The 7,542-nt window shown below is 59.9% G+C and carries 6 protein-coding genes and 3 pseudogenes; 1 reads left to right on the top strand and 8 read right to left on the bottom strand.

Going from position 1 to position 7,542, the window contains the following annotated elements:
- Positions 1-156: 156 nt before the first annotated feature.
- The 5 genes and pseudogenes from AC0L3K_RS38670 to AC0L3K_RS38650 all read right to left on the bottom strand — a co-directional run bounded on the left by AC0L3K_RS38670 (position 157) and on the right by AC0L3K_RS38650 (position 1,954).
- The gene (locus AC0L3K_RS38670) at positions 157-456 is read right to left on the bottom strand and encodes an NrsF family protein (protein WP_354129547.1); all 300 of its coding nucleotides are present in this window, start codon (positions 454-456) and stop codon (positions 157-159) included.
- A 55-nt stretch (positions 457-511) separates the two neighbouring features.
- Positions 512-676, bottom strand: a pseudogene (locus AC0L3K_RS38665) (sigma-70 family RNA polymerase sigma factor); the annotation flags it as partial.
- Between the two features lie 217 nt (positions 677-893).
- Positions 894-1,013: pseudogene (locus AC0L3K_RS38660) on the bottom strand (LabA-like NYN domain-containing protein); the annotation flags it as partial.
- Positions 1,013-1,249: a hypothetical protein gene (locus tag AC0L3K_RS38655; RefSeq protein WP_007601788.1), complete on the bottom strand. Its 237-nt coding sequence runs from the start codon at positions 1,247-1,249 to the stop codon at positions 1,013-1,015. The gene AC0L3K_RS38655 and the pseudogene AC0L3K_RS38660, both read right to left, overlap by 1 nt.
- 480 nt (positions 1,250-1,729) lie before the next feature.
- Positions 1,730-1,954: a hypothetical protein gene (locus tag AC0L3K_RS38650; protein ID WP_473368026.1), complete on the bottom strand. Its 225-nt coding sequence runs from the start codon at positions 1,952-1,954 to the stop codon at positions 1,730-1,732.
- An 873-nt stretch (positions 1,955-2,827) separates the two neighbouring features.
- On the opposite strand from AC0L3K_RS38650, the gene AC0L3K_RS38645 reads away from it, so the two are divergent.
- A complete protein-coding gene (locus tag AC0L3K_RS38645; protein ID WP_219681373.1) occupies positions 2,828-3,040 on the top strand; it encodes a hypothetical protein in 213 nt (70 codons plus the stop codon).
- 667 nt (positions 3,041-3,707) lie between these two features.
- Here the strand turns inward: AC0L3K_RS38645 and AC0L3K_RS38640 are convergent.
- The 3 genes and pseudogenes from AC0L3K_RS38640 to AC0L3K_RS38630 form a co-directional block, all read right to left on the bottom strand.
- A complete protein-coding gene (locus AC0L3K_RS38640) occupies positions 3,708-5,072 on the bottom strand; it encodes an HlyD family type I secretion periplasmic adaptor subunit (RefSeq protein ID WP_219681371.1) in 1,365 nt (454 codons plus the stop codon).
- 18 nt (positions 5,073-5,090) lie between these two features.
- Positions 5,091-6,911: a type I secretion system permease/ATPase gene (locus AC0L3K_RS38635; protein WP_007601780.1), complete on the bottom strand. Its 1,821-nt coding sequence runs from the start codon at positions 6,909-6,911 to the stop codon at positions 5,091-5,093.
- Positions 6,912-6,923: 12 nt separating this feature from the next.
- Positions 6,924-7,542 (bottom strand): annotated as a pseudogene (locus tag AC0L3K_RS38630) (hypothetical protein); the annotation flags it as partial.

Below are 7,542 nucleotides of genomic sequence, written 5' to 3'. Positions count from 1 at the left end.
ATCCCGGCCTTCCTGCGCCGCGCCGCCAACTGAACGGTCGCAGGACGGGAGTTACGGTCGTCATGCCGGGGCGCGACGAAGTCGCGAGCCCGGGATCATCAAGCCGCGGTCATTGTTGAGCGACAGAAAATATTGCGTCAGCTTCTGCGGCTTGAATCAAATCACTCGCGCGCTGAAAAGTGGCAGACAAAACCGCGCGCCCACTTCCGCCGGGGCCATCGGACAGTCGCTGATCGCCAGGAAGCATATCCTTGCCTCGCCTCCGGGCCGGGCGACCCGCATCAGATAGAATGCCGCGACCACAAAGACGGCGGCAGCGAACACCAGCTTGGCGGCTACGAAACCCACGGCAGCCAACGTCGCGAGGTCGGGGCGCATCCCGAGCAAAGCGAGCGCAATGCAGACGGCGAAAGCTCCGCCGATGAGCAAGGCAGCAGTGAACCCGCGCCCAATCATCGTCCGGTCGACTGGTAGGGCATTGCGTGCGAGAGCGTCATCAGATCTTCCGTCCTCATGTGCGCGTCTCTCTGCCGATGAGCGCCGCCAGCGCCTTCAATCCGCGATGGATGGTGATCTTCACGTTTGATTCCGACATGCAGTACCGAACTGCCGTTTCGGCGACGCTCCTACCTTCGAGTTTCACAGCCGCGATCGTCAGGCGGGTCACTTCCCGCAAAAGGGAGGAAGACACCAGTTGGTTCCTCTCGGACGTTGGTGGACGCGATGTGAAATTTGGAGGCCGCGCAGAATATCGGGAACCTCAGATGGACAGCCGGGCCGGTTCCTTTCGACAAGGCGCTGCGCCGTCGATAGGGGCGGGATGGTCTAACTTCAGACAATCGCCACAAATTTCATCGACAATCAGTCTTCACGAAGGCCGCTATGTCCCAGTATTCACTCGATATTGCGTCAGCGTGGTCAAGATGCTCGGCGAGCTCCATGGCATCCACGGCGAGCTCGATATCCATGTTGCCCTTGACCGCCATTCCAGCCCGCGACCCTGACGCATTAATTAATAGAACGCGACAGCAACTCTTTTCTCTTTACGCCAGACAACCGCGCAGCGGCGGCGGTCACCGTCGGGAATAACAGTCAGAGCAAATTCGTCGGGAATTTTTTCATCTGCAGCAAGATCGAGGGCTGCACCGAACGCAGATATGCTGCGAATGGTGCAATCTGTTTTCGAACGGCCGAAGCTGATCAAGCCTAGTCTGGTAACTTGTTTCGAATGAGGGTTCTTCTCATCCATAGTGTCCTCCAAGGCCCGAGGAGCGCAAATCCATGGGCAATGATTCGGCGGCGATGGTGCGTACCCATCAATCTCACCGAAGAGTTGGCTCACAATTTGATTAGCCAATTCACTTTCAACGCCCTGTCGGCAGCGGCAGGGGCTTGCTTTCCTCAAAGAAAATCTCGCAGCCGAGCGATTTCGGCTATCTGTTCTGCGGACAGCACGGCCGTAACAAGTTGCGTTTGCGGAGCAGTATGTATCTCGTAGAGATGACCTTGGCTGGCAGGCTTCGCTAGGAAAGCTCGGATGCATGCGTCCAAAGTGCCCTCGAATACAAGGTAAGAACTAACCGATGCCGCTGCGCGTTGGTTTCCAAGTGAAGGCCATTTTTTTAGTGCTGCTGCGGCAGTGAAGTCGATGCGCACGCGCTGCTTCGAGCCGACCAGTGCCCCTGACGCGCCTCTCCGGCGATCCGCCGATTCCGTTCTTTTCGAAGCTCTAATCATTCGGCCAATCAAAGCCTGATGGGCCAAGGTCCCGACCGCAATGATTGCGCTCTAACTTTTCCGGCTCGGTCAATAATAATTTTAGGAACTCCACCCTCGGTGCTGCGGAACTTGGACCAAACTGAGCAGCAATATCTGCGCTGGGGGCTTTCATGGCCAAGGCTTCAAGTTTGCCTATGTCGTGTTCGTTCGGAGGGCGGATGTTGCGTTGGGTCATTGTCCTCTCCTCCCGATCCACATGGTCCCCTGCAGGATTTTCCAAAAGATTAGAGTGCCGGAGCCGACAATCGAAACATTAAATGTCACATTAAATTGAGACTTATTATCACATTATAATTCAATAATAAAGTTAATAATCCTTTGACTGAAGCGACGTCTGTGATGTTCGAAAATTCACAGGCTTCCGAAAAATCTCGCCTTCGCGTCTTGTCCAGCGAGTACAGGGCACGCCCTCCGCTCAAGCACTCGAAGAAACGGCTCCTGCATTCGGGGGGCGAAGCAGGAATGCTGGAGTCGCTCTCTGCGATCTTGTGCGTTCATCCGGCACAATTGCCCAATTATAATCCAAGTAAAATAGATCGCTAGATTTAATACGGCTTGTATCCTTATTTAATTGTTATGGTCGCCGCGCCACCGTGGACCATTTCACGTCAAGATGCCCGACAATCTGTGGTAGGCTCCCAGTCGCACCACGCTCACCGCGTACAGAAGACCGTTTCTATGTCCGAACCTGCTGCACTCGCCGGGGCGATCTCGAGCACGCCGCCAAATAGGCCATTGAACCCGCGGCGGAGATCGTCGGGAGGGTCAAGGCGTTGTTGGTCGCCATGGATTTTCTCGACGCCGCGGCCCACGAGCTGCGTGCGGCGGCCTCGAAAGGATATTCACCTGGGCAGCACCTTGGTTGGTGTGACCGACGAGAGCGACTGATTTAAGGATATGACCGACATAACAGTTCGAGGCCTTTTCGGTTTGCCGCGACCGCGATACGGTCATCGAAGAACTCGAGCGGCAGAGTCCGCGGCAGCGGGATCCGAACGCAGGGAGTGACCGCGATGGCCATCACCTATCCCGTGGCGTTCCGTTCGTCATGGCCGACGACGGCGTCGCGCCCGGCGAAGCTTTGGAGGGCCTAAGCGCCAACGCCGCGGTCATGCGCGCCGAAGCGCTCTCCCGGAAGAGCCAGGCTGCGACGGCGCGGTCGCCTTTTTCGCGGACCGGAGACCCGTCGAGCGGCGATTTTGGCGACGCCAAGGTGATCGGGAAGTTCGGCGAGGTGCCGGACGATCTCAGTACGCTGTGATCGACACGAGCCACGATCATTCCTCGCTCAGGGCGGCGGCATCTCCCGGAACGAGCGGGCTCAGCACGGTCTCGATCTGCGCGAGCAGCCTCTCGATTTCCTCGCGGGCCCGATCTGGGCCTTGCTGGTCAGAGGCGGCACTATCAGGCGCCGGCTACAATGCTGAAATCCTAATCTCAAGAGCTCTCCGGCGGAAGAAGAAAGCTGCCGAGGAGGCAAGGTGCAAATCTGGATGACCCCCGAATGACGTCATTTCCGGTAGCAATCAGACCGCCTGACCCAGTGCGCTTCGAGCGCGAGAAATTGATTGGGCGATTGCTTCCGCGGATATCATCGTGGCCAGCGGCCAGGCGCCGCGTTCACAGGCCGAACATATGACCGCACCGTCATCCCTTGTTCAACCAGAAAAAGATCTTGCAGCCCGGGCCGTTCCACATATGGGTCAGAGCCAAATTTCAAGCCGAGTGACAGTCTTGCTCTTCATGAAGACACGCTCCAGGAATTGGACCGAGAGCGTACCCGGGGTCTCGTCGACATAAATGGCGCTCTCTGTCCGGAAGCAGGACAGGCGATCTTATGATCGCGCACTTACAAACCTTAGACCGAAGGGCTTGAGATCACCGTACTCGCGAGTGCTCGGCATGGACGTCGAAAATGCTCGCTCCATTCAGGTTTCGCGGAACGCGCGGGAGAAGCTGTCGAGGATAGGCTTCATGATGTACTCGAAAAACGTACGCTCTCCGGTCTTGATGTAAACGTCCGCGGGCATCCCGGGCGTCGGGATGAATTCAGGCATTCGTCTGAGAACATCATCCTGGTCCAGGCGCACCCGAACGACGTAGAATTCGCGACGCGTGTCAGCGTCGGTACGGGTTTCGGTCTTCGCCTGCACTTGCTCCGCCAAGGCGTCCGCTGACACGTAGATGACGCTCGCACCGACCATCGGCGTGATGCGCTGGTTGAGTGCCGACAGCCGCACCAGCGCCTCCTGGCCAACGCTCACATGCGAAATGTCCTTGGGATTCAGATGCGCCTCGATGATGCGCTCGTCGCCAATCGGGAGGAGCTCTAGGATCACGGCACCAGGAGAGACGACGCCGCCCGGTGTATGGAAGTTGTTCTTCACCACAATACCTCGGACTGGCGAACGAACATCGATCCGGTCAACCACATCCTGCGCAGCACGTATTTGCTCCTCAACGTCGTCCAGCTCCGCCTCGGTTTCGCGCAGCTCCTTGGTCGCGTCCCGGAGCGCCGTCGCGTGCAGCTGGGCTATTCTTTCGTTCGCCTGAGCGATCCGCTCCTTCGAATCGGCGATGCGGCCGAGATACTCGCCGAGCTCACCCCCGAGACCCGCCTCTGAGCGTCGCAACGCCAGCACATCCGACTTGCGCACCAGCTGCTGGCCAAGAAGCGAATTCTTGTCCTTCAGTTCTTCGGCGAACAAGGCAATACGCTCTTTGGTCGACTGAACTTGCGCCTGATATCCGCGGATGCTTTCCTCCAGCCCGGCGATTTGCTTCAAGAGTACGCTTTCCTCGCTCACCCGACTAGCCCGGCGCGCCTGAAGCTCGGCACGTTGCCGCTCAAGAATCGCTTTGATTTCTGGATCACGAGCGTTCTCGCTGAATTCGGCCGGAGTTTCGATTGCATCCGAAGAGCTCAGTTCAGCTTCAAGACGCGCCTTCATGGCGAGCAGTCGATACTTCTTCAAAACCAGCCGTTTCAGCTTGGCGTTGGCAGGGGTATCGTCCATGCGAACGAGGACCTGGTTGGCCTCGACGAGATCTCCGTCCTTGACCGCAATCTCGCGGATGATGCCGCCCTCGAAGTGCTGGACTAACTTGTTCTGCCCGGTAGCCACGAACGTGCCTGAAGCCACGACCGCACTGTTGAGTGGGGCGACTGCAGCCCAAACGCCGAAACAGCCGAGCCAAACAACCAGGATGGCGAGGCCGGTGAAGATGGGCCATTTGGCGCTCAGCGGAACACCGCGGTACCACTCGCCGATGTCGTCCTTTACCGCTCTCATGCTGTCCTCCCGCGCTGGTCACCCGCCCGAGGATTCGATGCGTTGCGGCTGCACCGGCTCATCAACGCCGGCCCTGCCGGGGGACCGAACCAGGCGATGCAACACCTCGCTCGGAGAGCCGAATGCTTCCGCGCGTCCGGCCCGCAGTATGAGCACTTTGTCAACACTGTTCAGCAGCGCCGGGCGCAGGGTTACGACCACCGCCGTGACCCCCCGCCTTTTGGCGCGCTGCAGGGTCTCGGTCAGAGCCTGCTCCCCCGCCGCGTCGAGATTCGAGTTCGGCTCGTCGAGCACGACAAGGGACGGATTACCGAAGAAAGCCCGGGCGAGCGCGATGCGCTGCTTCTGTCCTCCCGAGAGCGGCCCGCCACTGCGGTCGAGCACGGTCTCGTATCCTTGCTTCAACTGGCAGACCATGTCGTGAATTCCCGACAACATCGCCGCCTCATAGATGCGCTCGTCGGGCAAGTCGTCGCGCATGCGGCAGATGTTCTGCTTGATGGTCCCGGGAAATAGCTCGACCTCCTGGGGCAGGTAACCGCTATATTCCCCGAACTGGCGGCGATCCCAGTTGCGCAGCTCCGTTCCGTCCAGTCTGACCTTGCCGGCTGTCGGCACCAGACAACCCACCAAAATGCGCGCGAGGGTCGACTTGCCCGATCCGGACGGTCCGACAATGGCCAAAGACTCTCCGGGCGCGAGGTCGAGCGACACACCATTGAGCACCGGCTCCTTCGAGCCGGGCGGCAAATACAAGACCCGATCAACGCTCAGGCGCCCTTGCGGTCTGGGCAAGCGCAGCTTAGGCCCCTCGCGCTGGAATGACTCAACCGCCTGCTTGACGTGAGCATAGGCCGATCGCGCCTGAACGCAGCTGCGCCATCCCTCAATCAAGCCCTCGAGCGGCTGCAGGGCGCGGCCGGCAATGATCGAAGCCGCGATCATCATGCCCCCCGTGATCTCGGCGTGGAGGGCCAGATAGGCCCCGGTGCCGAGGATCGTGATCTGGGCCACGAGCCGGACGAATTTCGACGCACCGCTGATCCAGAAATTCCGGTCAAGGGCCTGGCTCTGCACCGTCAGTGCTGGCGCCTGCCGGCGCCCCCAGTGGAGAATGCTTTCGCTCAGCATTCCCATCGCATTGATCACCTGCGAATTTCGCGCCAGCGACTCGGCCGCCGCATCGGCCTCGGCGGCATACAGGCCTGCCTCGCTCAGACGCTCCGAGGTCGCTTTCTGGTTGATCAGCGCAATCAGTGCGAGGACCAAGCCCGATACGACTGCGATCCAGCCAAGATGTCGATGAACGAGGAATATGACTGCGAAGTAGAGGGGCGAGAGTGGCGCGTCCATCAGTAGAAGCATGATAGGGCTCGAGATGAAGCCCCGCACCTGGTGAAGGCTGCGGATCGCCTGGATGGTTCCTCCCTCGCCGGCCCTGGCGTTATTGATGCTGCTCGCCAGCACTGCGCCGCCAAGCACCGCTTCCATCTTGGTCGCAAGACGCCCCAGCACCTGTCGACGTAAAATGTCCACGATGGAGAGGATACCGATGAACGTCAGCGCGAGAGCCGAGAGCATCAGCAGTGTCTCGAGACTACGGCTCGTCAGCACGCGATCGGATATTTGAAAGAGATAGATCGGCAACGTGAGCATCAGCAGATTCACAACGACCGAAAATGCTGCGACCGCTATGAGGTTGATGCGCGCGACCGAACGCCAGGCGGCCAGCGCGTTGACAGGTCCGACGTAGTCGCGGGCTTCGCCGCCGGGTGCGACCCGAAGTTGAGCCCCGGAGTTGGTGCGCGGCGGACAGTCCAGTGTCTCGACAGCTGCCATGTTTGCCTCCCACTAGAGGATGGCATCATGAGTCCCGACATGATCAATCGAAGTATTATCCAAGATGTCGGGAGGCGGCGGCGCGGGTTTTTGGACGTCGGCAGCCACCGGCGCTGAAACGTCTTGAGCCGATGCGGCGTCCCCCTGAGACGCGGCAGTCTGGGAGGGCGCGATGTCGCTGCTGAGCGTGACGCCGTAATCTGTATACTGGGTTCCGTTGAACAGCGAATCTGCCGGAGGCGGTGGCGCATCGTTCAACGCGATCACATCGTTCGCGACGGCGGTCGTCGCCGCGGCATTTGATTTGTCCGTCATGACGTTCTCCGGGGCAGTGGTGGCGGATCCCGAACTCTCGATCGGTGCGTCAGCGGTGGTGGCGAGAGCAAGAAGCGTTTCGGCCGATCCAGGAGTTTGAGCGCTGGTGGTGTCCGGCACGGCCGGCTCTCCCGGTTCGGTCGCGGGGTTGCTGAGCGTGTCTCCGGCGCTGGTGAGCACCGGCTCGGCCATGTTAGCGGCCGGTGCCGCAACCGCCAAAGCATTGCCAGCCACGCTGGCGGTGTCGGCCGGTTGCGACACCTCGCTGGTCGGATCGGTCAGCGCGGCAGCTGTTGTGGTGAGCACCGGCTCGCTC

It is taken from the genome of Bradyrhizobium sp. MI1.10 (genome assembly GCF_055811035.1).
This window is presented reverse-complemented; position numbering and strand designations above follow the sequence as displayed.

Excerpts from the sequence above, each read along its gene's own strand:
- AC0L3K_RS38655 (WP_007601788.1), bottom strand. The coding sequence starts at position 1,249 with ATGGATGAGAAGAACCCTCATTCGAAACAAGTTACCAGACTAGGCTTG.
- AC0L3K_RS38650 (WP_473368026.1), bottom strand. The coding sequence starts at position 1,954 with ATGACCCAACGCAACATCCGCCCTCCGAACGAACACGACATAGGCAAA.
- AC0L3K_RS38645 (WP_219681373.1), top strand. The coding sequence starts at position 2,828 with ATGGCCGACGACGGCGTCGCGCCCGGCGAAGCTTTGGAGGGCCTAAGC.
- AC0L3K_RS38670 (WP_354129547.1), bottom strand. The coding sequence starts at position 456 with ATGATTGGGCGCGGGTTCACTGCTGCCTTGCTCATCGGCGGAGCTTTC.
- AC0L3K_RS38635 (WP_007601780.1), bottom strand. The coding sequence starts at position 6,911 with ATGGCAGCTGTCGAGACACTGGACTGTCCGCCGCGCACCAACTCCGGG.
- AC0L3K_RS38640 (WP_219681371.1), bottom strand. The coding sequence starts at position 5,072 with ATGAGAGCGGTAAAGGACGACATCGGCGAGTGGTACCGCGGTGTTCCG.